At 62.9% G+C, this 25,323-nt stretch carries 17 protein-coding genes; 4 read left to right on the top strand and 13 right to left on the bottom strand.

Annotation, left to right across the window (positions count from 1 at the left end):
* Positions 1-51: 51 nt before the first annotated feature.
* The 9 genes from DS839_RS33560 to ccmI form a co-directional block, all read right to left on the bottom strand.
* Entirely contained in the window at positions 52-2,958 is a 2,907-nt protein-coding gene (locus DS839_RS33560; RefSeq protein WP_119274915.1) for a bifunctional [glutamine synthetase] adenylyltransferase/[glutamine synthetase]-adenylyl-L-tyrosine phosphorylase, read from the bottom strand.
* 52 nt (positions 2,959-3,010) lie between these two features.
* Positions 3,011-3,811: a class I SAM-dependent methyltransferase gene (locus DS839_RS33555; RefSeq protein ID WP_119274966.1), complete on the bottom strand. Its 801-nt coding sequence runs from the start codon at positions 3,809-3,811 to the stop codon at positions 3,011-3,013.
* A gap of 62 nt (positions 3,812-3,873) precedes the next feature.
* Positions 3,874-5,310, bottom strand: coding sequence for a HAMP domain-containing sensor histidine kinase (locus DS839_RS33550; protein ID WP_119274914.1), 1,437 nt, complete (start codon positions 5,308-5,310; stop codon positions 3,874-3,876).
* Between the two features lie 54 nt (positions 5,311-5,364).
* A complete protein-coding gene (locus DS839_RS33545) occupies positions 5,365-6,039 on the bottom strand; it encodes a winged helix-turn-helix domain-containing protein (protein ID WP_119274913.1) in 675 nt (224 codons plus the stop codon).
* Positions 6,040-6,241: 202 nt separating this feature from the next.
* Complete coding sequence (locus tag DS839_RS33540) at positions 6,242-7,729, bottom strand: Do family serine endopeptidase (protein ID WP_119274912.1); 1,488 nt, start codon at positions 7,727-7,729, stop codon at positions 6,242-6,244.
* Between the two features lie 162 nt (positions 7,730-7,891).
* On the bottom strand, positions 7,892-8,350 hold the full coding sequence (locus DS839_RS33535) for a cytochrome c-type biogenesis protein (RefSeq protein WP_119274911.1): 459 nt from the start codon (positions 8,348-8,350) through the stop codon (positions 7,892-7,894).
* A gap of 3 nt (positions 8,351-8,353) precedes the next feature.
* Complete coding sequence (locus DS839_RS33530; RefSeq protein ID WP_119274910.1) at positions 8,354-10,333, bottom strand: heme lyase CcmF/NrfE family subunit; 1,980 nt, start codon at positions 10,331-10,333, stop codon at positions 8,354-8,356.
* Positions 10,330-10,803, bottom strand: a complete 474-nt coding sequence (gene ccmE / locus DS839_RS33525) for a cytochrome c maturation protein CcmE (protein WP_368912071.1) — start codon at positions 10,801-10,803, stop codon at positions 10,330-10,332. The genes DS839_RS33530 and ccmE overlap by 4 nt, the downstream gene beginning before the upstream one ends.
* Positions 10,804-11,898 carry a c-type cytochrome biogenesis protein CcmI gene (gene ccmI / locus DS839_RS33520; RefSeq protein ID WP_162918981.1) on the bottom strand — a complete coding sequence of 365 codons (1,095 nt, stop codon included), beginning with the start codon at positions 11,896-11,898 and terminating at the stop codon, positions 10,804-10,806. It lies immediately after the preceding gene.
* Between the two features lie 155 nt (positions 11,899-12,053).
* Here ccmI and DS839_RS33515 point away from each other — a divergent pair, with 155 nt between their 5' ends.
* From DS839_RS33515 to DS839_RS33500, 4 genes are read left to right on the top strand one after another with little or no spacing between them, the layout of a single operon-like run.
* The gene (locus tag DS839_RS33515) at positions 12,054-13,307 is read left to right on the top strand and encodes a sarcosine oxidase subunit beta family protein (RefSeq protein WP_119274908.1); all 1,254 of its coding nucleotides are present in this window, start codon (positions 12,054-12,056) and stop codon (positions 13,305-13,307) included.
* 28 nt (positions 13,308-13,335) lie between these two features.
* Positions 13,336-13,695: a sarcosine oxidase subunit delta gene (locus tag DS839_RS33510; RefSeq protein ID WP_119274907.1), complete on the top strand. Its 360-nt coding sequence runs from the start codon at positions 13,336-13,338 to the stop codon at positions 13,693-13,695.
* Positions 13,692-16,709, top strand: a complete 3,018-nt coding sequence (locus tag DS839_RS33505) for a sarcosine oxidase subunit alpha family protein (RefSeq protein ID WP_119274906.1) — start codon at positions 13,692-13,694, stop codon at positions 16,707-16,709. Before DS839_RS33510 ends, DS839_RS33505 begins: the two co-directional genes overlap by 4 nt.
* On the top strand, positions 16,702-17,313 hold the full coding sequence (locus DS839_RS33500; RefSeq protein WP_162918980.1) for a sarcosine oxidase subunit gamma: 612 nt from the start codon (positions 16,702-16,704) through the stop codon (positions 17,311-17,313). The genes DS839_RS33505 and DS839_RS33500 overlap by 8 nt, the downstream gene beginning before the upstream one ends.
* A 241-nt stretch (positions 17,314-17,554) precedes the next feature.
* On the opposite strand, the gene DS839_RS33495 is transcribed toward DS839_RS33500, so the two are convergent.
* The 4 genes from DS839_RS33495 to DS839_RS33480 form a co-directional block, all read right to left on the bottom strand.
* Entirely contained in the window at positions 17,555-19,129 is a 1,575-nt protein-coding gene (locus DS839_RS33495; RefSeq protein ID WP_119274904.1) for a hypothetical protein, read from the bottom strand.
* A 31-nt stretch (positions 19,130-19,160) separates the two neighbouring features.
* Positions 19,161-21,827 carry a hypothetical protein gene (locus DS839_RS33490; protein WP_119274903.1) on the bottom strand — a complete coding sequence of 889 codons (2,667 nt, stop codon included), beginning with the start codon at positions 21,825-21,827 and terminating at the stop codon, positions 19,161-19,163.
* A gap of 120 nt (positions 21,828-21,947) precedes the next feature.
* Positions 21,948-23,420, bottom strand: coding sequence for a DUF1501 domain-containing protein (locus tag DS839_RS33485; protein ID WP_162918979.1), 1,473 nt, complete (start codon positions 23,418-23,420; stop codon positions 21,948-21,950).
* Between the two features lie 824 nt (positions 23,421-24,244).
* Positions 24,245-25,323, bottom strand: a 1,079-nt coding sequence (locus DS839_RS33480) for a DUF4430 domain-containing protein (RefSeq protein WP_368912070.1), incomplete at its 5' end; no start/stop codon positions are given.

Below are 25,323 nucleotides of genomic sequence, written 5' to 3'. Positions count from 1 at the left end.
TCCCTGAAACGAAGACGGAACAGATCGTGATATCCGTCGCTGGATTCCGCCTTAATTGTCGAGTGGTCCGACAATCCTCGAAAACACCGCCGCCACCTGGGCTTGCATCTCGGCCAGAAGAGCCTCGGCGGAACCGATATCGGGGGCGGTGGTGGCGCTGGCGACGATGCGGTTGAGGCCCGAGGGAACTTTTCGCGGATCGTAGGGGCCGGTGACGCAGAGCCTCAGGACCTGGGTCAGGCGCTGATAGAGGAGGCAGGCCTCCCTGAGCACCCGCCCCTCCGCCTCGCCCAGGAGACGCGTGGCGATCAGCTTCTCCAAGGCGCGGTAGGTCGTTGTATGGAGAATCTCCGGCGCGTCATGCGCATGGATGATCTGCAGGTATTGCGCGATGAATTCGATATCGACGAGCCCGCCCCGCGCCCGCTTGATGTCCCAGAGTCCATAGGGCGCATTCTCCTTCAGCATCAGCCGGCGCATGTCGACGACATCGGCCGTGACCTTCGCCTTGTCGCGCGATCGGCACAGATCTTCCGCGATGACCCGCTTGAGGTCATCGGCAAGGCTCGCATCGCCGGCGACGACACGCGCGCGCGTGAGCGCCAGGCTTTCCCAGGTCCAGGCATGATCGCGGTGATAATGCCTGAAGCTCACAAGGCTCGTCGCCACCGGGCCCTTATTGCCGGAGGGTCGCAAGCGCATATCCACCTCATAGAGGACACCCTCTGCGGTCGGCGCCGTCACCGCATTGATCAGGCGCTGGGTAAAGCGGGTGAAGTACTGGCCGGGTGAAAGTGGACGTTTGCCGTCCGACATCTCGGCCTCTTCGTCGTGATCGAAAATCAGGACCAGATCGAGATCGGACCCCGCCGTCATCTCGCGGCCGCCAAGCTTGCCCATGGCAATGACGGCGCTGCGGCCTCCGGTCACGCGGCCATGACGGCGTACCATCTTTCTGGTCACCGTGTCGTGCAGCTGAGCCAGTACGACATCGGCCAGATCGGAGAAGGCGCCGCCCGCATCGGCGGCACTTACCGTCTCGGACAGGATCCGCACGCCGATACGAAAGGCCTGTTCCTTGGCCACGACGCGCACGCGATCGATCGCGTCATCGAGCTCGGTTTCGGGCGGTATCGCCGCGGCAAGCAGTGCGGCAATTTCCTCGGCCTTGGGTAGTGCTCCGAAGAAGCCCGGATCGAGCACGGCGTCGAGGACTTTCGGGCGGTGGCTCAATTCCTCGGCGAGGCGCGGCGCCGTACCGAGGATGGTGCCGATGAGATCGAGCAGCCCCGGATTGGACTTGAGTAGCGAGAAAAGCTGCACGCCGGCCGGAAGCCCGGCGAGGAAGCGGTCGAAGGCGATGAAGGCCTGGTCGGCATCGCCGCTCTTGGCGAGCGAGGTCAAGAGCGCCGGCATGATCTCGGTCAGAAGCTCGCGGGCCCTGGCGCTCCGGGTCGCGCCATAGCGGCCGAAATGCCAGCTCCTGACCATCGCGGCGATCTCGCTCGCCCGCTTGAAGCCCATGCGGGTCAGGGTCTCGAGCGTTTCCGGATCGTCGCGTCCGCCGGTGAAGACGAGGCTTCCCGCCTCGGTCCCGAGATCCTCGGCATCCTTGAACAATGCCGCATAATGGCCCTGCACCAGCTCGAAGGTGCTACGCAATTTCGTCTCGAATTCGGCCGGGTCGGCGAAACCGGACAGGCGCGCCAGGCTGTCGAAGGCGGGCTGCTCTTCGGGCAGCATATGGGTCTGCTCGTCCGCCACCATCTGGATACGGTGCTCGATCACGCGCAGGAAGCGATAGGCTTGCGCCAGCTCCCCGGCCGCCTCGGGTGAAATCCATTTCGCCTCGGCGAGGCGGCCCAGCATGTCGACCGTGCGGCGGCCGCGCAGCTTCGGATTGCGGCCGCCGGCGATGAGTTGCTGGGTCTGCACGAAGAACTCGATCTCGCGGATGCCGCCGCGGCCGAGCTTGATATTGTGGCCCAGGACCGCGATCGTACCATGGCCCTTCACCGCATGGATCTGGCGCTTCAGCGACTGCACATCGGCGATAGCGGCGAAATCGAGATATTTGCGCCAGATATAGGGAACGAGGCGGTCGAGGAATTCTTCGCCAAGCGCTCTATCGCCGGCGACGGGGCGCGCCTTGATCATCGCGGCGCGCTCCCAGTTCTGGCCCATATTCTCGTAATAGATCGCCGCCGCCTCGATCGATATCGCGATCTGCGTTGCGCGCGGGTCTGGTCTCAGTCTCAGATCGATGCGGAAGACATAGCCGTCCTCGGTCATGTCCTGCAGCAGCACGACCAGCCGCTTGGTCAGGCGGACGAAGAAGGTCGAAGGATCGACGCCGTCGGCGAGCTTGGGCGTCTCTGGATCGTAGAGGACGATGAGGTCGATATCGCTCGAATAGTTGAGCTCATGGGCGCCGAACTTGCCCATGCCGAGGATGGTGTAGCCCGAGCCCGCACCTGGATCCTTCGCATCGAGCGATGTGAGCTTGCCGGTGCGCTGGGCATCGCGCAGGAGCCAGTTGAGCGCCGCCGCAAGCGCCGCCTCGGCGAAGCGCGTCAGGGCCCCCGTCACTTGATCGAGCGACCACAGCCCACCGATATCGGCGAGCGCGATCGTCATCGCGGCCCGCGCGCGGCTCGCGCGCAAGAGGCGGCGCAGTTCCGCCTCGTCGGCCACATCGGCGCTGAGGCCGGCAATCAGCATGTCCAGCGTTCGCTCCGGATCGCCCGAGAGGCTCTCGGCGGCGAATTGCGGATCGCGCAGAATGAGGTCGCGCAGGAAGGGCGAGCCGCCAAAGACCGCATCGAGCAGCGAGCGCCTCGCTTCGAAGGCGGCCATGAATGTGCCGCTCTGTTGGAGCTGGTCCCAGGCGCGTTGCGCTGCGTCCCGGTCGAGCGGCGGCGGAATCTGCGCGATTGGATGGATGGTCTCTCCCGTCATGGCGGCGGATGTTAGAGCGCCGGGCGAGCCGATGGAACCGAAATCCGTAGTTTTAACGGGTATTTACTGGCTTCCGAGCGCGGACATGGAGGAAGATCGGCGCCACCCTCGTGTCGGCGACGACCGGCTCGGCCTTGGCGAGCTCGAGGCTGGCACAGGGCTCGCCCAGTTCCTCGATCACCAGGCCGGCGCCGCAAATGAGATTAACCCACTGGCTCAAGGTGCGATGGAAGCGCGGCACCGCGAAGGGCGCGACGCCGCTGCGCTCTTCTTCCGGCAGCGTCGAGAACCACCAGCGCTCGACCTCGCCGTCGATGGCATCGAAATAGCGGCCGATCTCGATCGCCCGCACCTCGCCATCGGGCATGCGCAAGGTCTTGCGGTAGGGCGGGACGAAGCAGGGATGCAGGATGGAAAACTGGAGGAAGCCTTGGGGCTTGAGCACGCGCGCGATCTCGCTGAGCACCCGGCCCTGATCCGGCATGTCCATGAGCGCCATGAACGAGGTCGCGAAATCGAAAGATGAGGACTCATAAGGCAGATCCATGCCGTCCCCGACCCTGTAGGTGATGCCGAGCGGATCAGCCTCCTCCTCGGCCTCAGCATGCCGGATGAAGGTCGGCGCAATGTCGATGGCGTCCATCCTGGCGCCCGCCCGGGCGAGGAGCCTGGTGTTGGAGCCCTCGCCGCAGGCGATGTCGAGTCCCAGGAGACCGGCGACAGGCGGCAGCATGGCGAAAAAGGCCGGGGTGTTCAGCGCGTCGCGATAGACGTCGAAGCCGGCGCGCGCATGTTTCGTCCATGTCTCGGCATTGGCCTCCCAATGTTTCGCGACGTCGGTCTGGTCGGTCATCATCGCCTCCATCACTCACCCGGGGGCGGGCTTTGTACGTCGATTTTCGCTGAAGTAAAGAGCTAACCGGCCGCCTCTTCAGCCACAAGCCGCGGCAGGATGAGCTTCACCAGCAAGCCCGGCGCGTTGTCCTCGAGCAGCACCTGTCCGCCATGCAGCTTCATGACGCCGGCGACGAGGCTCAAGCCCAGGCCATTGCCGGGCTTGGAGCGGCTTTCGTCGAGACGCACGAAGCGCTGGAGCACATGCTCGCGGTCCTTGGGCTCGATGCCGCGGCCGCGATCTGCGATCGTGATCACCACGTCATGGCCGTCGTTGCGGCCGGTCAGCCGGATTTCCGGTGCTCCGCTTGCCGGCGACTCGCCGTATTTCAGCGCATTGTCGACGAGATTGCTGATCGCCTGGGCGAGAAGCTGGCGATTGGCGCGGATGTCGAGAGACCCTTCGATATCGGTGGTGAGGCTGCCGCCCAGATCCTCGGCGAAGGGCCCATAAAGCTCGGCGACTTCGTTGAGGATGATGGCGGCATCGATCGGCTGCAGGCCTTCGCGCGGCTGGCCCGATTCCGCCTTGGCGATTGAAAGCAGGGCGTTGAAGGTCTGCAGCAGGCGGTCGGACTCATCGATCGTCCGCTCGAGCGCCGCCTTGAAGTCGCCTTCCGCGCCGGAGCGCAGGGCCGACTCGGCGCGCGCCTTGATGCGCGTCAGAGGCGTTCTCAAGTCATGCGCGACATTGCTCGACACTTCCTGCATGCCGCGCATCAGGCGCTCGATCTGGTCGAGCATCTGGTTGAGCGACTGGGCCAGGCGGTCGAGCTCATCACCCGTGCCTTTGACCGGCATGCGCCCCGAGAGGTCGCCCCGCATGATGGAGCGGCTGGCGCCGGTAATGGCATCGACGCGGCGCAGGAAATTCCGGCTGGTCAAGAGGCCGCCGCCAATGCCCAGCGCGAGCGCGATCAATATGCTGGTGATCAGCGTGGTGCGGATGATGGTCGCGAATTGCCGCATGGTCTCGATATCGCGGCCGACCACCAGCACATTGCCGCCGGGCAATGCCGTGTAGTAGGCGCGCGCCCGATGCGGCTCCATGCCGGTCGAGGTCTTCACATTGAAGGGGAATTCGGTCCAGCCCGAATTTTCCACGGCGACCTCGTCCGGTACCGAGACGAGATTACCCGCGGCGCGCACGCCCTCAGGCGTCGTCAGCAGATAGATCGAGCCGGTATCGTCGCGGCTGCGCCGGTGGATCGTGTCGAGCACGCCGGTGACGCCCCTGATGCGATACTGATCGGCGAGGCCCTGGACCTCGGCGATGATCGTATCGTCGGTCTGCCGCTCGAGGAGGCCCGCGGTGTTCCAGTAGATATGGCCGAGGATGGCGCCGGCCGAGAGGATGAAGACGATGAGATAGAGAGCGGACAGCCGGAAAGTCGAGGTGCGGAACAGCTTCCAGAGGCTCGAATGGCTGTTGTCCGGGCTGGCGGGTTGCGGGTTCATGAATCTCTTCTTTGCCGGAGCGGCGCGAAAGACCGATGTCCCCGCCTCCGCCGGCTATGATGCACGAAGCATGTATCCGGCCCCGCGCACGGTCTGCAGGATCGGCTCATCGAACCCCTTGTCGATCTTGGCGCGCAGACGCGAGACATGCACGTCGATGACATTGGTCTGCGGGTCGAAATGATAGTCCCAGACATTCTCGAGCAGCATGGTGCGGGTGACCACATGGCCGGCATTGCGCATCAGATATTCGAGCAGCTTGAATTCGCGCGGCTGCAGCAGGATCGGGCGCCCGGAGCGCGTCACCGTGCGGGCGAGGAGATCCATCTCGAGATCGGCGGCCTTGAGCTTCGTCTGCTGCGGCTCCTGATGGCGCCGCCGCGACAGGCCTTCGATGCGGGCGAGCAGCTCGGAGAAAGAATAGGGCTTGGCGAGATAGTCATCGCCGCCGGCCCTGAGGCCCTTGACCCGTTCGTCGACGTCGCCGAGCGCGCTCAGGATGAGCACCGGCGCGGTCACGCCTTCGGCGCGCAAGGTCTTGATGATGGTGAGGCCGTCCATCTTGGGCAGCATGCGGTCGACGATCAGCACGTCGTGCACCTTCTCGCGCGCAAGGGCCAGGCCCTGCTCGCCATCGGCGGCATGATCGGCCACGTGACCGCTTTCGGTCAGGCCCTTGAGCAGCCAGGTGGCGGCCTCGCGGTCATCCTCGATCACCAGGATGCGCATATGGTCCGAATCACGGGCGGTAACTGCAGGCTTGGTGGTTCCATTCGTCATAAGTTGCATGACTTTAGTCCTCGGGAAAAGCCCTCAAACTCGAAGGCCGAAAACAGGCCGCGGAGACAGGGGGTTGCCCTGTCTCCGCGTCTGGAATGTCACACGGGAGCGGGGGAGAGTGTGACATCCAAGCGTCGCACGAGACGCTGTCTCATCCTTCGTTGCCCGGCAGTGCGACGAAGCGCTGATTGTCGCCGGAGCGGACCAGCATGACGATCCGCTTGCCCTTGACCGAGGCCAGCGCCGACTTCACGTCCGCCGGCTCATGAACCTCGCGGCCCGCGACCTCGAGGATCACATCGCCCGGACGGATGCCGCGCTGATCGGCGCTGCTGCCGGGCTTCACGTCGATGACCTTCACGCCGGCGCCGTCTTCGGCGGGCGCCAGGCGCACGCCGAGCTCGGCAAGGCCCGTGCGCTCAGGCTCGGAGGGCTTGGTGTTGGCGGCCTGGTCGTCGCCCGGCATCTTGCCAAGCTCGACCGGGATCTGCATGGTCTTGCCATCGCGCACGATGGTGACCTCGACCGACTTGCCCGGGGTGTAGCGCGCCACCTTCTTGGCGAGATCACGCGGATCGCTCACCTCGTCGCTGCCGACCTTGACGATCGTGTCACCGGTCTTGATGCCGGCGGCCAGAGCGGGCGACTTCTCCGTCACATCGGCGACAAGCGCGCCTTTCTTCTCCGTGAGGCCCAGGCCTTCGGCGATATCGTCGGTCACCGGCTGGATCTGAACGCCGAGCCAGCCGCGCGTCACCGCGCCGTTGGTCCTGAGGCTTTCGACCACTTCCTTGGCGGTCGCAGCCGGAATGGCGAAGCCGATGCCGACGCTGCCGCCCGAGGGCGAGTAGATGGCGGTGTTGATGCCGATGACCTCGCCGTCGAGGTTGAAGGCAGGGCCGCCGGAATTGCCCTTGTTGATCGAGGCGTCGATCTGCAGGAAGTCGTCATACGGACCCGAGCCGATGTCGCGGCCGCGGGCCGAGATGATGCCGCTCGTCACCGTGCCGCCGAGGCCGAAGGGGTTGCCGACCGCCATGACCCAGTCGCCGACGCGCGGCTCCTTGTCGGAGAACTTCACATAATTGAAGCTCTTGCCGCCTTCGATCTTGATCAGAGCGAGATCGGTCTTGGGATCGGTGCCGATCACCTTGGCGTCGTATTTCTGGCCGTCGCTGAAGGTCACCGACACCTTGTCGGCCTTGCCGACGACATGGTTGTTGGTCACGGCATAGCCGTCGGCCGTGATCACGAAGCCCGACCCTTGCGCGACGCCGCCGCGCGGCTGGCGCGGGGCGCCTTGCGGGAACTGATCGCGGAACTGCGGGAACTGGTTGAAGAAGTCGCGGAACGGGCTGTCCTGCGGGAGGTTCGGCATGCCGCGTCCCATGTCCTCATCGTCATTGTCGTCCGAATTGTCGGCGACATTGGCGAAGTTGACCTCGACGCTGATCACGGCTGGCATCACCTTGGCGGCGAGATCGGCGAAGCCCGCCTGCGGGGCCACTTGCTGATTGGTCTCAGCATGGACCGGCAGCGATGGCGTCACCATGAAGTTGGCGGTGAGCGCCGTCGTAGCGAGAAGGCCGAACGCCATCAGGCCCAACACGCGGTTGCGCACTTTCGTGCTTGTTGTCATGGAAGTCTCCTTGTGTCCCAAAGCAGGTAAAGCAGGGTTATTAGTGAGACCTAGACTTAGGTATCCGCGGGTTACGGCGACCTTTCGGCAAGATGAAACTTCTGTAATGTGGGCTTGGGCTCGCCCTTATCGGCCTTCACGATCCCGTGAAAGCGGGTTCGCTCACGATCGGCGATCGAGAGCGCGCTTGAGTGCCGCCTCTTCCTCGGGCGCCAGAGCTTTTTCGGCCTCATTGCCGCCTCTGCGCCGGCGCAAAAAGAGAAACGTCCCGGCGACCAGCAGCAAGGCAAAAGGCCCGATCCACAAAAGCCAGGTCTCGGGCGTGAAGCGCGGCCGCAACAGCACGAAATCGCCATAGCGCGCGACGACGAAGTCGATCGCCTGCGCGTCGCTGTCGCCGGCCTTCAGCCTTTCGCGAATGAGAATGCGCAGGTCGCGCGCCAAGGGCGCGTTCGAATCATCGATCGACTGGTTCTGGCAGACGAGGCAACGCAACCCTTCCGACAGGGCGCGCGCGCGGCTCTCCAGCGCCGGATCGGACAGGATCTCATCGGGCTGGACCGCCTTCGCCGGCAGGATCGCGATCATGAGCAGGAAAAGACCTGCGAGAAGCCGCTTCATCCTTCACTCCGCTGCCTGGGCCACGGGCTTGCGCGCGAGCCGCGGCACGCCGACGCGGAAGCGCCGGTCGGTCAGCGATATCAAGCCGCCCAGGAACATCACCAAAGTGCCGAGCCAGATCAGCGAGACCAGCGGATTGAAATAGATGCGCATGGCGCGGGTCCCGTCATTCATGCGATCGCCCATCACGACATAGAGATCGCCCGACCAGGCCTGCAGCAGCCCGACCTCGGTCGTCTCCTGGCCGCTCGGCTGAAACCGGCGCTTCTCGGAGGCGAGCACCGCCACTTCGCGATTGCCGTCCATGACGCGGAACCGCCCGGCATCGCCGGTATAGTTGGGGCCGGTCATCGGCGCCTCGCCCAGATAAGTCAGCTCATAGCCCGCGACGCTGAGCTTGTCGCCCGCCTTCATCGCCAGAATGTGCTCCTCGCGCCAGGTCGTCACGGCGAAGATGCCGATGATCATGACACCCAGCCCCGCATGGGCGAACGTCATGCCGAACGATGAGCGCGGCAGGCCGCGCAGTCTGGACCAGGAGGCCTGCCAGGAGGTGCGGAACAGAGCGATGCGCTCGGCGAGCTCGACCAAGGCGCCGAGGATGAGCCACAGTCCAAGCGCTACGCCGAAAGGCGCCAGCCACGGCCCGCGCCGGGTGGCGACGAGAAGGACGATGGCGACGGCAAAAGTCACGAGCGCCGCGGCCCACAGTCGCTGGATCACCGGCCAGGCCTCGGCGCGCTTCCAGGTGAGGAGCGGCCCAGCCGGAACGAGCAGCAGCAAGGGCAGCATGATGAGACCGAAGGTCAGGTTGAAGTAAGGCGGACCGACCGAGATCTTCTCGTCGGTCAGCGTCTCGAGCGCCAAAGGATAGAGCGTCCCGATGAACACCGCGGCGCAGGCGACGCAGAGCAGCAGGTTGTTGATGACGAGGCCGCCTTCGCGGCTCATGGGCGCGAAGAGGCCGCCGGCCTTGAGCGCCGGCGCCCGCCAGGCGAAGAGCGTCAGCGCGCCGCCGATGAAGACGGTGAGGATCATCAGGATGAAGACGCCGCGCGCCGGATCGACGGCGAACGCGTGGACGGAGGTGAGCACGCCCGAGCGCACCAGGAAGGTGCCGACGAGCGACAGCGAGAAGGCGAGGATGGCGAGAAGGATGGTCCAGACCTTGAGCGCGTTGCGCTTCTCGACCACGACCGCCGAATGCAGGAGTGCGGCCGCAACGAGCCACGGCATGAAGGAGGCATTCTCGACCGGATCCCAGAACCAGAAGCCGCCCCAGCCCAGTTCGTAATAGGCCCACCAGGAGCCCATGGCGATGCCGATGGTGAGGAACATCCAGGCGGCGAGCGTCCATGGCCTCACCCAGCGCGCCCAGGCGGCATCGACCTTGCCGTCGATCAAAGCGGCGATGGCGAAGGAGAAGGCGACGGACAAGCCCACATAGCCCGCATAGAGGAAGGGCGGGTGGAAGGCGAGGGCCGGATCCTGCAGCAAGGGGTTGAGGCCGTTGCCTTCGATAGGCGGCGGCGAGAGGCGCAGGAACGGGTTGGAGCTCGCGAGGATGAACAGGAGAAAGGCGGCGCCGATCGAACCCTGGATGGCGAGCACGCGCGATTTGAGCTCGAGCGGAAGGTTGTTGCCGAACAAGGCAACGCCCGAGCCGAAGAGCGCCAGGATCAACACCCAGAGCACCATCGAGCCTTCATGGTTACCCCACACGCCCGAGATCTTGTAGAGGAGCGGCTTGGCCGAGTGCGAGTTCTCCCAGACATTGGCGAGCGAGAAATCGGACGTCACATAGGCATGCATCAGCGCGAAGAAGGCGATGACGATGAGCGAGAACTGCGCCAGAGCGGCGGGGGCCGCGACATTCATCAAGGCGCGGTCGCCCTTGGCGGCGCCATAGAGCGGCACCACGAATTGCACCAGCGCTGTCGCCAGGGCCAGGATCAGCGCGAAATGGCCGGTCTCGGCGATCACGGGCCTGCCCCCTTGCCTTCCTTCCACACGCCCTTCTCTTTCAGGCGGTCGGCGACATCCTTCGGCATATAGGTCTCGTCATGCTTGGCGAGCACCGTGTCGGCGATGAACTTGCCCGACGGGTCGAGCCGGCCTTCGGTCACGACACCCTGGCCCTCGCGGAAGAGATCGGGAAGCTGGCCCTTGTAGCTCACCGGGATGGCCTTGATCGTGTCGGTGACGGTGAAGCTCACCGTCATGCCCTCACCCTTGACGATGCTGCCCGTCTCGACGAGACCGCCCAGGCGGAAGCGCTGGCCGGGCGTCACATTCTTCTCGGCGATTTCGCTCGGCGTATAGAAGAAGACGATCGTGTCGTTGAGCGCATAGAGCACGAGGCCCGCGGCGATGCCGAGAAGCGCCACGCCCGCCAGGATGAGTGCGGCGCGCTTCTGCTTCCTCGTCCGGCGCGATGACATCACCATCGTCATCTAGTCGATCCCTATCTGCTTTGCCGCCTGCGCGAGGGCGGCGGACGCCTCTGCGTCGGCCTTGAACTGTTCCTTAGCCGTTGCATACGCCTCGCGCGCCTTGTCCATTTCACCGAGCACCGCGCGTGCCTTGATGAGGCGCTGCCAGCCCTCGAGATCGGATGGGCTCGACTTAAGCCGCTCCTCCAGGCCGTCAACCATGCCGCGGATCATTTTTTCGCGATCCTCCGCACTCATATCCTGGGTGGTGGCGACCTGCTCGTCCGACAGAGCCGGGGCGCCCGGCGACAGCGACGCGATCTGGCCTTCGAGAGCGCCCCGCCAGCTGTCATCGGGCTTCGTATCGGCGAGGAGCGCCTGCCAGAGGGCCAAAGCTTCGGCGGTCTTGCCGTCCTGCTTGAGAGCCAAACCGGCATAGAAGCGCGCCTTGGGTGATTTGGGATCGCGTTTCAGCGCCTCGGCAAAGACCTGGGCCGCCTCCTTGGGCACAAGGCCCTGATTGGCGAGCACCAGCGCTTCGCCATAATCGCCATAAACCCCGGCATCGGGTCCCTTGAGCCTCAGGATGTTGGCAAAGGCTTTCGCCGCATCGGCATAGCGCCCGGTGCCGCGATAGAGGGGACCTAAGATTTCCCAGCCCTGGAGGTCGTCGGGCTTTTCCGCGAGATGGGCCTCGGCCTTCGCCATCAGGGCCAGGAGATCGTTATTGGCGACCGCATTGTCGAGCCTGGCCTTCAGCGGCAAGTCCGGCTGCCCCGGCGCTCCGATGGCGAGGTAGAGCGCCAGCGACACAGCGGGTATGAAGGCGGCGGCCGCAAGGACGGTCCATTTGCCGGCGTCCGAGGCCGCGGCGGCCGGCCCACCCTGGCCGACCGAAAGGAGGCGGCGGGCGATCTCGTTGCGGGCAGCCTCGGCCTCGGCAGGTCCGATGAGGCCCCGCGCTTTGTCGCGCTCGAGCTCGGCGAGCTGGTCGCGGAACACGGCTTCATCATACTGGGCGCGGGCCGGCCCCGCCGTCCTCGTTTTCAGGACGGGCCAGCAGACGGCCAGCATAACGGCCGCCGCAAGTACCGCAAAAACAAGGAAATTCAGCATGCTGTCATGGCGTTCCGGTGATCCTGCCAATAATAGTGTCCCGGCCTCGCAAAAGGGTCCGTCGCATTGTCGCATGGCAGCAATGGGGCGTCGGAAACCGGATGCGCCCCTACCCCCCTTTTGATAAAGAGCGGACTGGTTTTCAGAGGGCCAGCATGAAGTCCCGCTATTCGATCTTTTCCCTCGCGCGCAACGCGATGAACTACCACAAGGACTGGGAGCGGGCCTGGCGGAGCCCCGATCCCAAGGCCGAATATGATGCGGTCATCGTGGGAGCCGGCGGCCATGGCCTCGCCACCGCCTATTATCTCGCCAAGAACCACAAGCTCACCAATATCGCGGTGGTCGAGAAGGGCTGGCTCGGCGGCGGCAATACCGGGCGCAACACCACCATCATCCGCTCGAACTATCTGCAGGATCCCTCGATCGCGATCTATGAGCTCGCCCGCTCGCTCTATGAGGAGCTCTCGCACGACCTCAATTTCAATGTGATGTTCTCGCCGCGCGGCGTGATGATGCTGTGCCAGACCGAGCACGAGTTCCGCGCCTTCAAGCGCACCGCCCATGCCAACCGGCTCGCCGGCCTCGATTGCCGCATGATCACTCCGCAAGAGGTCAAGAAGATCGCGCCCATCATCAATGACGATCCGAACAGCCGCTACCCGATCCTCGGCGCCTATTACCAGCCGAGGGGCGGCACCGGCCGTCATGACGCGGTGGCCTGGGGCTATGCCCGGGGAGCGGACAGCCTCGGCGTCGACATCATCCAGAATTGCGAGGTCTTCTCCATCCGCCGCGACGGCGGAAAAGTCGCCGGCATCGAAACGTCGAAGGGCTTCATCAAGACGAAGAAGGTCGCCGTCGTCACCGCCGGCCATGTCTCGACCATCGTGCAGACGGCGGGACTCAGGCTGCCGATCGAAAGCCTGTGCCTGCAGGCCTTGGTCTCCGAGCCGATCAAGCCGGTGCTCGATTGCGTGGTGATGGCCAATACGGTGCATGGCTATTTGAGCCAATCCGACAAGGGCGAACTGGTGGTGGGCGGCGGCACCGATCCTTACAATAACTATTCGCAGCGCGGCTCCTTCCCGGCCCTCGAGCGCACGGTGACGGCGCTGGTCGAGACCTTCCCGATCATCTCGCGCCTCAGGATGCTGCGCATGTGGGGCGGCATCGTCGACATGACCGGCGACCGCTCGCCGATCATCGGCAAGACCGACGTCGAAGGGCTCTATGTCAATTGCGGCTGGGGTACCGGCGGCTTCAAATCCATCCCGGGCTCAGGGCTAGTCTTCGCCGATACGATCTTCCACGACCGCCCGCATCCGATCGCCGAACCCTTCGGCCTCAACCGTTTCATCGAGGGCCGCTTCATCGACGAGAGCGTCGCCGCGGCGGTGGCGCACTGATGATCGAGACCTTCAGGAGCTCCCCTTCATGCTGATCGTTCATTGCCCGGTCTGTGGCGCCGAAGGCGACGAGACGGATTTCCACTATGGCGGCGAGGCCCATATAAGGCGGCCCGCGACGCACGATCCCGCCCATGTGAGCGATGCCGAGCAGCGCGATTACCTGTTCATGCGGCGCAATCCCAAGGGGCTGCATTTCGAGCGCTGGCGCTGCGACCGCGGCTGCGGCAAGTGGTTCCATGCGGTGCGCGACACGGTGACCATGGACTTCAAGGCGACCTACGGCATCGCAGAATTGCCGCCCCGCCAATGGATGGAAGCGGCGACCGGCGAATGGGCGTCCTTCTTCAAGGACAAGCTCGAGAGCGGCAAAGGAAAGTCCTCATGAGCGGCAAGCCCTACAGGCTGCCCAAGGGCGGACGCCTCATCGACCGGACGAAAAAGGTGAGCTTTACTTTCGACGGCGAGACCATCACCGGCTTACGTGGCGACACGGTTGCCTCCGCCGTCCTCGCCCATGGCCAGCGCGTCTTCGGCCGGAGTTTCAAATATCACCGGCCGCGCGGCGTCGTGGGCCTGGGGGCTGAGGAAATGAACGCCCTCATCGGCGTCGGCGAAGGTCCGCGGCACGAGCCCAATCTGCGCGCCACGCAGATCGAGCTTTATGACGGGCTCGTGGCGCAGAGCCAGAATCGCTGGCCGTCGCTCTCCTTCGATATCGGCGCCATCAACAGCCGGTTCTCGCGCTTCATCCCGGGCGGCTTCTACTACAAGACCTTCATGTGGCCGCAGGCCTTCTGGAAGCATGTCTATGAGCCGCTGATCCGGCGCGCCGCCGGCCTCGGCAAGGCGCCCCAAGGCCGCGATCCCGACACTTACGAGCATATGCATGCGCATTGCGACGTGCTCGTCATCGGCGCCGGCATTGCCGGTCTCGCGGCCGCCGAAGCAGCACAAGCCGCGGGCGCCCGCGTCATCATCTGCGATGAACAGCCCCGTTTCGGCGGCGTCTGCGATCTCAGCTCCGGCACCATCGATGGCGGCTCCCCGCTCGACTGGATCAAAGCCCGCGCCGAGCTTCTCGCCCAAGCCGACAATGTGCATGTCATGACGCGCACGACGGCCGTCGGCCACTGGCACCACAACTATGTCATGCTGTTCGAGCGCGCCGCCGATCACGACCCGGCGAGCCTCGCCAAGGGCGCGCCGCGCCACCGTTTGTGGAAAGTGCGCGCCAAACAAGTCATCCTGGCCACGGGCGCCATCGAGCGGCCGATCGCCTTCGCCAATAACGATCGGCCCGGCGTCATGCTCGCCACCGCTGTCCGCGCGTTCGTCGAACGCTATGGCGTCGCGCCCGGCATGCGCGGCGTCGTCTTCACCAACAATGACGATGCCTATCTCACCGCTCTTTCCCTCAAGCGCGCGGGTGTCGGCATCGCCGGCATCATCGATGCGCGCGCCGATGCGGGAGGCGCCTTGGCCGATGAGGCCCGCGCCCAGGGCATCGATATCCTCGCCGGCCAGGCGATCGCCGGCGTCGAGACGGGTTTCGGCGGGCTGTCCGTCACCGGCGTCAAGGTCGCGTCCTGGCGCAGGGGTCAGGGCCGCGTGGTCAATGAGAGCCGCATCGCTTGCGATTTCGTCGCCATGTCGGGCGGCTTCAACCCGGCCGTCAATCTGTGGTGCCACAATGGCGGTAAGCTCACTTTCGACAGCGCGCTCCAGAGTTTCAAGCCCGGCAAGCATCATGACGCCATCAGTGCGGTCGGTGCCGCCAATGGCACAATGGATATCGGGGGCTGCCTGGCCGAGGGCTATGCCGCAGGCGAAGCAGCCGTGAAGAACGCAGCGCCAAGCCTGAACCGCGCGAAGGCGGAAGCGCCGGCGCAGAAGCCTTTGGAACCCATCTGGTTCTCGCCGGCCACCGGCAAATATAATGAGGGCAACAAGCATTTCATCGACTTCCAGAACGATGTGACCGCCGCCGATCTCGAGCTCGCGCAGCGCGAGGGGTATGAATCGGTCGAGCACACCAAGCGCTACACCACCTTCGGCATGGCGACCGACCAGGGCAAGACGTCGAACCTCAACGGCCTGGGCGTGCTGGCCGAAGCGACGGGCAAGACGATCCCCGAGATCGGCATCACCACCTTCAGGCCGCCCTATACGCCCTTCTCCTTCGGCTCGATCGCGGGCTCGCTCACCAAGGAGCTGTTCCTGCCCATCCGGCAGACGCCGATCTTTCGCTGGCACAAGGCGCAGAACGCGGTGTTCGAGCCGGTCGGGCAATGGCGGCGCGCTTACACCTATCCGCGCGCCGGCGAAGACAAGCATCGGTCGATCAACCGCGAAATCCTGAGCGTGCGGCAGAAGGTCGGGCTCCTCGATGCCTCGACGCTGGGCAAGATCGAGATCAAGGGTAAGGATGCGGCGGAATTCCTCGACCGCGTCTATACGAACATGTTCTCGACCTTGAAGGTCGGGCGCTGCCGCTATGGCTTGATGATGAACGAGCTCGGCTTCCTCATCGATGACGGCGTCACGGTCAGGCTCGCCGACGATCATTTCCTCATGCACACGACCTCGGGCGGTGCGGATCGCATTGCGGCCTGGCTCGAAGAGTGGCTGCAGACGGAATGGACGCAGTACAAGGTCTTCGTGACGCCGGTCACCGAGCAATGGGCGCAATTCGCCATTGCGGGTCCCAAGGCACGCGAAGTGCTTTCGAAGCTTGGCCCCGATTTCGATATCTCGGCCGAGGACTTTCCGCATATGGTGATGAAGGAAGGCAAGCTTGCAGGCTATCCGGTGCGCATCTACCGCATCAGCTTCTCGGGCGAGCTTTCCTACGAGGTGGCGACGCCGGCCAATTTCGGCCGGGGCCTTTGGGACGCGATCCTTTCCGCCGGCGCCGAATTCGGCATCGAGGCCTATGGCACAGAGGCGCTACATGTGCTCCGCGCCGAGAAGGGCTATATCGTCGTCGGCGATGAGACCGACGGCACGGTGACGCCCGCCGATGTCGGGCTCGACGGGCTGGTGTCGAAGAAGAAGGCGGACTTCATCGGCAAGCGCTCGCTCGAGCAATCCTTCCTCAAGAGTGCGGGACGCAAGCAGCTGGTCGGGCTCCTGACCGAGGACCCCAAGGAAGTGCTGCCGGACGGCGCCTATGCCGTGCGTACGCCTAAGGACAAGCCGCCGATGACGATGATCGGCCAGGTCACCTCCACTTATTATTCGCCGACGCTCGACCGCTCGATCGCCATGGCGCTGATCGAGAACGGGCGCAACCGCATGGGCGAGACGATCTCTTTCCCGCTCGAGGGCGGCAAGGTGGTCAGGGCGAAGATCACCGATCCCGTCTTCTATGACAAGGAAGGGAGCCGGCAGAATGTCTGACGTCCGGTTTGAGAGCGCGCTTGCGGCGCGCGAGGCGCCGAAGGACCTCGCCGTCGATATCCGCGAGATCACCACTCGCGGCATGATCGATCTGAGAGGCCTCGCGAGCGACAGCAAGTTCATGGCCGCGGCGAAGGAGGTGCTGGGACTCGACCTGCCGACCGCCCCGCGCAGCAGCGCCGCCTGGGGCGAGATTCAAGCTTTGTGGCTCTCGACCGATCAATGGCTCATTCTCTGCCCGCGCGCGAAGACGGCCGAGCTTCTGGGCAATCTGCGCCAAGCCTTTGAAGGCATCCACTCTTTTGCCGTCGATGTTTCCGACATGCGGACCATCATCCGGCTCGAGGGCGATGATGCCCGCTTCGTGCTGCTGAAGGGCTCCTCGCTCGATCTCCTGTCTTCGGATTATGAGGCGGGAGCGGTGCGCCGCCTGCGCTTCGCCGAGATCGCCGCCCTCCTCCACATCGTGAGCCAGAAGCCGGACGTGATCGACCTCTATGTCTTCCGCTCCTATGCGAATTATGCCTGGGACTGGCTCCTCGCCAACGGCCGCAGCGCCGCCGCGATCAGGCCATTCGGGCGCCAGGCGCCGCCTGCGGTATGAGGCTCGACGCTTCGAGGCCCGCCTCTCGCCTTCGCGAAGCCGAGGCTTCGCTTCGGCGGAGCAAGGCCGGCGGGCGCCTCAGCATGAAAATATGCCCGCGGGGTTTTAGCCTGCGGGCATACGTTCTTCGATTTTGATATTTCCCAAATCCTCCCGTTTGGCCCGCGATGTCAAGGGGAAAATGCGGAAGTGCGAAAATTTTTCCGATGACATCGCTACCAGGTCGGTTTCGTCAAGGCTTTCAGCTGTTGGCGGCAACTGCATGAAGTTTTTGGCGTTTTGAGTTCACCACGGAGACTTGAAAGGTGAGTCCGGGTGCGAACTGCTCGGACAGTTCCGGCACTCTCCCCTTGGATTTAGGCGGCGTTATCATCGCCGAATGCAGCAGTGTCAGATCGAACTGCGAACCTACCTTGATTTTCTTCGGATCGATCCTGACGCCGATCGACATCGCTACGAATTCCTCTTTGAGGTTGGGTAGCTCGAGCAACAGTTCCTTGGAATTCTTCACCGCCAGCACCGTGCAGTCCGGCATCGGCGGCTTTTGTCCGTATTTCTTGACCAGCGCAATCGGCTCGGCGCTTCGCATCAGCTTTGGATTGAAGAATCTCTCGAAGCTTTTCTGCGGAATGGCCAGGAACAGCTCGACACCCTCCGCCGGCAGATCGCCAGCGATGCGGAACAGATTGTGCTTGAAGCGCTCCCGCCTTGTGTCACGCAGTGTCAGGAAGGCCTGTCCGGCCATGATGTTGCGCCAGACGATCGGCGGATTGTTGGGATCGCTGGCCTGGACATCGATCGCGAAGGGGGCCAGATTTTTCTGGGCGATGCGGTTGCTGGTCAACGGCGTATCCCCAACCAGCGGCCAGGTCTGGCTGTCGAGACGGACGATCACCTTGGCGCAGACATGGCCCACGCTCGACTGTCCCTGCAACCAGATATCGGGCGGCAGGCCCCCGAGATCGATGCCGCTGGTTTCGATCGCCTTGGCCAGACCGTCGAAGATATCCTGCGCGTTGAAGCGAAAGCCCACGAGCTCATATTTCTTGCCGGGCATGTCATAGACTTCGTAGAGACTGTTGTTCGACGCATCGTCCATGTTCGAGAGCGCGGGCAGCTCGACCGCAGGCGTCACACTGGTGCCGAAGACCATGACCAGCGCCTTGGCCTGAACGACCGTCGGCGGCATGGCATATTTGCCGCCTTGCGGGCCGCGATTGCCGATAGTCGCGACGAGGTTGTAGACCGATCCCGCAGCAAACTGCGCCGGCGTGACCGTCGCTCCGGTCTGCGGATCGGTGAGGAAAATCTGCCCTGTTTCCCAGTAATTCCACGGCACTGTTCCGGGGCGGTCGCCGTCATCGGTGGGCGAGCTTGCCACAAAGACGGTGGTGGTGGTGTCGGGCTTGGTGGCGAGCAGGTTTGGCGGCGGCATGGCAGCGATGACAGCTGCCGGAGTGTCGTTGACCTTGCCTGCGGTTATCCAGGCGCCCAGCCTCTCGACGATGGACGTCGCCGGGGGCGCCGCGTTGACCTGAAAATCGGTCCAGGCCGGTGGGGCGGTGCCCAAGGGCATTTTGCGCCAGGATGCCGCTCCGACCATGACCATGCCCGGCGCGGGATTGATCGCCGTGGCATTCAGCACGGCCCAAACGGGACTGTTTGCCGGTGTATTCCCGAGGAAAGCGCCTTTCGCGTTGCCGCCAAAGATGCCCGTTGGATCATTCAGATTGAGTCCCCCAGGTGCCGCGTTCACATGGCCACCTGCCCCGATGACCCGAAGCTTCTTAAAGATCGAGAAATAATAGCTGGTCATTGCTTCTCTCCCTGCTGCGGGCCCATCGCGTTCACTTCTTCACCTGGCAGGCGGCGAGATCCGGATGGCGCTTGCAGTCGCGCGCCTTGATCGCCTTGGGATCGGGCGGCGGTCCCGCCTCGCCATGGCGCAAATAAGTCTGGTCCTGACGCTTCATCAGCGTGTCCCACGACTCGTAGGTGGGTTCCTTCGTTTCTCTCAGTTCAGTTGCCGGCGGCGAGAGGACGGGCGCAAGGTTCACGAAAAAAACATCGCCCGGCTTCTTGGGATCTTTCTTTTCCCTGCGGCGATCGAGATCGAGCACGAGCTTGCCCTTGCTGTTCTTGATCCTCAACTGGTCTCCCGGCTGGACCTCGAGCAACTGCTCGCGGAAGCCCGGTTGCTTGTCGCCGGAGCTGCCCGATGGCTTTTGGGCCAAACCATTGTCATAACCGACAAGGTCGGACGTCTTGAAAACGGGGCGGTATGTGCTGCCCTCGACAATCACTCCGTCCCCTATGCTGACGAGATATCCGCGTTCGAAGGGTTGCGTGATGGCCCGCGCGTCAATCTCACCTCTCAGGGTGCAGAAGCGTGGGTGGAAATCGCAGAGCCGTGAGATCTGCAATGGAAGAATATCGCACAGGCCGCGACGGCAAAGCCTGGCAAGGTCGATCCGCCCCACGCGTGGCTGCGACAGCAGCGCGACATTATTGCTCGAACAGCTGACCGACTGCCCCGTCGCCGCGCTTATGGCGGGAGACATGGCCGAACAGAGTTCCTGATAGGAGCAGGGCGTCGCATTGCACACCCGCAAACGGGGTGCGTTGCCAAGCCCGCTGGTCGACGGGCCCGACAGCATGAACTGCGGCGATTTGAGCATGACGCCGCAGACATTGCGGAGCTTCGCGGGCAGTCCGGAAAAACCTTGGGCCCGGGTCGTCGCCAGAGGCGCGCCGAAGAGGGCTTCCAGCGCGGCTTGCTCACCCGTTGCAGCACCCTGGAGCCCGGCCGGCGCGAAGGCGGCATCGCCCAGCAGCCAATCGCGCATCGTGACCGCCAGATCGTCGAGATGCGCCGGATTGCCGGGATTGGCGGCATCGAATGCCGGGATCGCCGACACTAGACGGTCGATCCAGTCGGGGCCGGAACCGGGATTTTCGCATCTTGCCGGCAGCGCCTCCCAGGCGAGCAGGCCCTGAAAATCGACCGACGTGAATCCCGGCTCCGCATCCCTGACAAACTGTCCCAGCGATTTCAGGAGACCGGCGCTTGGAAATGAAGCCTGAGGAAAGCGCTCAGGCCGCGGCCAATCGAGCGCCGCGCCCAGCGAGGCGAAGAGCGTCTGCGCCGAATAGCGATGCACCGATTCTGAGATCGCATTGCGGTTGACCTCCGGCGCGGTGTCGACGCCGTCGCGCGGATCGTCCGCCACCCATGGATCGAACACCATCTGCATCTGATAGCCGGACGTTCCGCTTTCGGTCAGCGGCGGCTTGCGATTGAAATATCCCGAGGTCAGCATGCGGAGCAGCACGCGCCTCAGCGACCAGTCGTTCCTGGCGAACTCGAACTCGGTGAGAACCCAATAGGGATGGAGTTGGCCCGAGTTGCGCGGAAAGTTGTTGGCGATGGTGAGCGGATAGCCCATCAACTCGATCCAGATTTTGTTGACGGTGCTTGCCGCGACTTCGAAGGCAAAAGCGGCGTCCTTGTCGGCGGGATCGCGTGGACCCTGACCGGTCCCGGGCATCCGCACCAGACCGTCGCGCTTCAGAACCCTGTAGCCATCGTCGAGCGAACGTTCGAGATCCCAGATGCTCACATTGGCGCCGCGCGGGTTACCCCAGAAAGGACTGCCGAGTGAATTTGCCGGCACCGTCTGATGGAATTCGCCGCAACCCGTCAGCCCCCATGGTTTGACGAGAGGACTTGAGTCGGGCGGCTCGGTAAAGCTGGACTGATTGACCGACGAGCGGAAAAAGACGAACAGGTCGTCGGTGTTGCGCCCGAAACTCGAGCCCATCGTCGCCTTGTCGAGATGGACAGCTATCGGATGCGTGCGGTTCCAGCCCGTGACTGTGCCCGATGTGGAGAATTCCGTGTTGTGGCAGCTCAGGCAGCTTATCTGCCGATTGAGGTAGATGTTCTGGAACGCTACTCCAAGATCGTCGCGGACATTTTTCTCGATCACCTCATTGCCGGTGACGGGTTTGGAGGTCATGGCAAAGAGGTGGGCGCGAAACATCACCGACAGATTATCGAGCTTCAGCGAGGAGCGGACGACGTCGGCCATGTTGAACGCGCCGCCGGGGGCAGGCCCATCCATCGCCCTATGGTCGCGTATCCAGGCCGCAAGGCCGCTGTCGCTCGCACCGGCGCGCAGCGGATTGGCATAGCATGTCGACTGTTCCTTGGCGGTCTCGCGATGGACGCGGAAGATGTCGACCAGCGTATTCGACCAGTGATCGACGTATTCCTCGCTTTCCATCAGGGCGCGCAGCACCGCCTCCCGGCCGGAGACCGCGCTCAGATCGGTCAGCAGCTTGAGCTCGTCATGACCCCGGACCTTGCGGCCATAAAGGAGGGGCACGGCCTGACGGAAGAATGATGCATCTCCGGCATCGTCGCTCCAAGCGGGATTTCCCAATCCCACGATCACGAGCGCACAGATCCATAGCCGAACCATGAGCAAAGACACTCTGCGCTGAACCTTCATGGTATTTCTCCGGTGTTCGAGCCAGACCGCCGGACGTTCTGTTGGAACGTCGCGCCGCTCCATCTTTTATTTGCGCATCGGATTATCCGAGAACCGCTTCGCACTTTTCGGTTCGATGCTCTAAGACCCAAAAATCCTCTGCCGCAGGAGGATCGCGCTGCTGGGCTCGTCGGGCGCGCTCAGTGTGCTCGTCAGGTCGCCAATCGCGAAACTGTCGGGATTGAGCGGATAGACGCCGGCCGCCAGCAGGATCGCCGCGCGCAAATCAGTCGCGGAATAGACGTTGCTCAGATTGGCATAGCCGGTGGCATCGACAATGTTGCCGACCAGGCGCCTGCCGGTGGTGCCAGCGCCAATAGGGCCGCCCAGCAGGACGTTCACATAGCCGCCCGGATGGTGATCGCGCCCGTTTCCGTTTGGCGCCGGCGACGGCGTGCGGCCGAATTCGGTCGTGACGACGACAAGCGTGTCGTCGAGGCTGATCTTGTTCGGGTCCGCCGGAAGAGTGGGATTCTGGATGATCTCCGCAAGCGTGCTCAGCGTGTTCCAGAGATTCCGTCCGACCGTCCCGATGTTGTTCGAGTGCGTATCGTAGCCGCCACCGCCCGTTGCCTCGCGAAGGCCGCTATCGATCACGCACACATAACGGGCGCCGTTGCTCGGACGCGTGAGCAGATGGGACGCCAGCCTGATCGCGGTGCCCGGCTGGTTGTCGATCAGGCTCGGCGAGTTGACCGAGCAATCGACATCCTGCCGCAAATTAAATGACGGCGTGTTGAGGATGGCCTGCAGCGTCGCCGCATTTAGCAGGCTGGCCGAGCTCGAATCATAGGCGGCAAAGCCCTTCGAGCGCAGCGGGTTGCCGGCGCCCTGGAAACGCAGCCGCTGGCGATACTCGGCACGATACACATTGAGCAGCTGATCCATCTCCGGCGTGACGCCCGAGCGCAAGAGTTGATTGACAACTTCGGAGGAGCCGGCGCCGATCCGCAGCGACAGCGGCTTCGCGTCTCCGCCATGCATGCCGGTGGCCGTCGCGGCGAGAATGTTGTCGCCGGGAAAGTTGTATGTTCCCGGCACACAGACGTAGGAAAACGGAGCGGTTTGCGAAGGGTTGGTCAGCTGGAAACGGCGCTGGATCGCCGCCCCTGTTCCGGCAAATTTCGGACGGCCCAGGCGATGGCCGGTCATCGCATAGGGAATGGCAGCTTCATGCGGCTCAAGATCGTGCTGCATGACGAGCATCCGCATGCGGGAGATAAGGTCGGCTCGCCATAAGGGTGCCGTGAAGGGTCCGAGGTGAACGCCATGCACATTCGCCGCAGTCTCATCCTGCGCATCGGCAAAATACTCGGTCGCATTCACAGGCATGGGCGTTCCGCTGCACCCCGCATTCCAGATGGCGGCGGCGACGTCCGCATCAAGGCCGCGGAACTGGTTCGCGCCTGGGGGCCTCACATAGAAGGTTTCCCAGGGCGACAAGCCGCCATACAGAAACACTTCCAGCACTTTGAAATGATTGGGGAACGGCCACGCGCCGGCGGGGATTTCACCCCAATCCGCCCGCGCAGTCCCGGGCAGCAGCGTGCTCAATCCCAAAGCACCCATGCCAACAAGAAGCCGCCGGCGTGTCTTGTCGATCCGGGTCTTTTTTCCTCGATTGCATGGGCAAGAACCGGAATCCAATCGTTGTTGCGAATGCGGCATAGTTACACCTACCTTCAAGCTGGAGGCAGTCCCTTACGCTAAAGCCAAGTCAGCGCCGCCAGATCAACGTGAGCTCTTCGTCGTTGCGTTTTTGATTGCACTTATCGACATCGCTGATCGGTGCCGTTTCCACTTTTCCTCACACTGACTTCCTGCAGTAATGCCTCGTGTACGTTGGAGAGCGATAAAGAAGTTTAAGCGCTCGAAAAAAAGTGCGCAGGATTCGCCTCCTGCATAGCAGGCTGCGTTGATTGTCCCGACGCTGTGTAGTGTTGCTTGCGCGGCTAATTTGTTGCCTTTTTCCGACGTGCCGCAACGTAATGATGTACTCGCTTCTATGTGAGAGTCAATGCCTTGATCTATTGGTGAAGCCAGGTTGTTTGAGGCCGGGCGCTTCGTCGGTCAACCAAGCATAGCTGCGATAATCGCCGCTACTCCGAACAAGCAAAGCCCAATATTGAGCCGGACAACGATGACAGTAAACCTCGCATGCTCCGCCTGCCGACGAAATGCTTGCCGCATTGGAAATCTCGCATGTTGGGAATGGACCATCAGGGCATAAAAACGCGCCGGGGCAGCTGGTGACTCCGGGCGCAGATATCGATCGTGGTATTTCCCAATCCTGCCGTTTGGCTCGCGAGGTCAATGGCGAATCGCGCCCTCTCAACTTACTGCTGCTTGCTGCTACGAAATCAGGCCGACAAAATGCTTTATAACTTCGACTTACGGCTAGTTTTGCGGAATTCCACAATCTGAATATAAAGCTTATTGACCCACTCATCCTCAGCACCGCCGCCATCTTCCGGCGTCCCGCACCAATCTCCGGATTTGAGGTTAGGATAAGGCTTACTGGGATTCGGTCCTTTGAAGGCGACTTCTCCCGACCAATTTAGCCTGTACTCTCCTTTTCGGGCTCCCTCGAGCTTTAGTCGAATCGCTCGAATCTTGTCTGAGACCTCTTGCGCGGGGCAAGATTCCCCCGATCTATACAGTTTTGAATTGACAACCTTCTTCTTCTTCTTCTGCCAAAATGCACACTGATACTCGAAACGCAAATCTTCTGGATCGAAATTCAGAATACTGAGGCCAAACTGATGAAACCAGCCTTTACCAAAGTCGTCGGCCTTTATCCTGCCATCGACATCAGACTCGTATCTTTTTGGTTCAATGGGATTACCTGTCCGCACGCGCGCTTCCAGTACGGATCGTGGGACGGTGCGCCAGCGGCCTGGAAAAAACCGTTGCCTTAACAGCTCCTGAGTGCGTGAGTCGAACTTGGAAAATCTGATAAATGAATAATCAAAAGTCAGAGTATCTCCATCTTGTACCTTCAACTTTTCGAGGCCTTCAGTGGTCGGGGTACCATTCAAACTGAATAACCACAATGTGGAGGGAGTATAGGGGTCGAAATATGCCGGATCGACCCACTGTGGAAGAATGCCGTCTACTGACGAAACAAAATAGCCACTCCGGTATCCGAACCTAAAATAATGCCAAGGCTCATTTTCGGGCGGCCCGAATTCATATGCTTCGAGCGCCTGCAATACGCTCATTCCGCGGCGCCATGGAATGGCGTTGTAATGCGTGTAATGTGGCTTGTGCTCGAACGAGATAACCAGATTAAGCGCCATCTTTTTCACCCCCGCAACATGTGAGCCTGTCGCAAGGTAACCTAGGGGAAACTTGGAATCAAATAGTCTCCCGTGAACTATTCCCAACTCGTTGATTGAATTGATTGATCTTTGCCGTTCTGGGTTTCTATTTTGCCGGGAAGTGTTGAACCGAGACC

This window comes from Taklimakanibacter deserti, assembly GCA_003574785.1.
Note: the sequence above shows the minus strand (reverse complement) of the source record. Positions and strands in the feature narration are given on the sequence as shown.

Bases quoted from the DNA above. Each gene is read 5' to 3' on its own strand.
- ccmI (WP_162918981.1), bottom strand. From the start codon at position 11,898: ATGCTGAATTTCCTTGTTTTTGCGGTACTTGCGGCGGCCGTTATGCTG.
- DS839_RS33550 (WP_119274914.1), bottom strand. From the start codon at position 5,310: ATGAACCCGCAACCCGCCAGCCCGGACAACAGCCATTCGAGCCTCTGG.
- DS839_RS33495 (WP_119274904.1), bottom strand. From the start codon at position 19,129: ATGACCAGCTATTATTTCTCGATCTTTAAGAAGCTTCGGGTCATCGGG.
- DS839_RS33560 (WP_119274915.1), bottom strand. From the start codon at position 2,958: ATGACGGGAGAGACCATCCATCCAATCGCGCAGATTCCGCCGCCGCTC.
- ccmE (WP_368912071.1), bottom strand. From the start codon at position 10,803: ATGACGATGGTGATGTCATCGCGCCGGACGAGGAAGCAGAAGCGCGCC.
- DS839_RS33540 (WP_119274912.1), bottom strand. From the start codon at position 7,729: ATGACAACAAGCACGAAAGTGCGCAACCGCGTGTTGGGCCTGATGGCG.
- DS839_RS33505 (WP_119274906.1), top strand. From the start codon at position 13,692: ATGAGCGGCAAGCCCTACAGGCTGCCCAAGGGCGGACGCCTCATCGAC.
- DS839_RS33490 (WP_119274903.1), bottom strand. From the start codon at position 21,827: ATGAAGGTTCAGCGCAGAGTGTCTTTGCTCATGGTTCGGCTATGGATC.
- DS839_RS33555 (WP_119274966.1), bottom strand. From the start codon at position 3,811: ATGACCGACCAGACCGACGTCGCGAAACATTGGGAGGCCAATGCCGAG.
- DS839_RS33545 (WP_119274913.1), bottom strand. From the start codon at position 6,039: ATGCGCATCCTGGTGATCGAGGATGACCGCGAGGCCGCCACCTGGCTG.
- DS839_RS33515 (WP_119274908.1), top strand. From the start codon at position 12,054: ATGAAGTCCCGCTATTCGATCTTTTCCCTCGCGCGCAACGCGATGAAC.
- DS839_RS33510 (WP_119274907.1), top strand. From the start codon at position 13,336: ATGCTGATCGTTCATTGCCCGGTCTGTGGCGCCGAAGGCGACGAGACG.
- DS839_RS33500 (WP_162918980.1), top strand. From the start codon at position 16,702: ATGTCTGACGTCCGGTTTGAGAGCGCGCTTGCGGCGCGCGAGGCGCCG.
- DS839_RS33535 (WP_119274911.1), bottom strand. From the start codon at position 8,350: ATGAAGCGGCTTCTCGCAGGTCTTTTCCTGCTCATGATCGCGATCCTG.